1 protein-coding gene is annotated in these 424 nt (G+C 50.5%); it reads left to right on the forward strand.

The window, feature by feature from the left end; translation table 11 throughout:
• Nucleotides 1-245 (forward strand): hypothetical protein (locus RTW80_RS27430; RefSeq protein ID WP_059333119.1); only part of this gene is annotated, 245 nt, incomplete at its 5' end.
• Nucleotides 246-424 lie beyond the last annotated feature (179 nt).

Here is a 424-nt window from a genome sequence, read left to right on the forward strand (position 1 = left end):
TGATGTCATCGTTAACAGATGTCGTGCATGCCGGGAAGCACTCGGCGCTGATTGTTGCACATCGTCTGACCACCGCGCAACGCTGCGATCTGATTGCCGTTATTGATAAGGGGTTACTTGCGGAATACGGAACCCACGAACAGCTGTTATCTGCGGGCGGCCTCTATACCCGCTTATGGCATGACAGCGTCAGCAGTACTGCGCTCCATCGCCAGCACAACATGAAGGAGGAAACCCCGGGATAGTTACTGGACACGTAATGTATTAAAAACACAGTCAGAAGCGGCGGTACCGTGAATAGCCGCTTTAATTATTTATACTGACATCCTTAATTTTTAAAGAGTATGAATGCTGAACATGCAACAACATCCCTCTGCTATCGCCAGCCTGCGCAACCAACTGGCAGCGGGCCACATTGCTAACC

Source organism: Escherichia sp. AM3 (assembly GCF_032029835.1).
In the GTDB taxonomy this organism is placed as follows: Bacteria; Pseudomonadota; Gammaproteobacteria; order Enterobacterales; family Enterobacteriaceae; genus Escherichia; species Escherichia coli.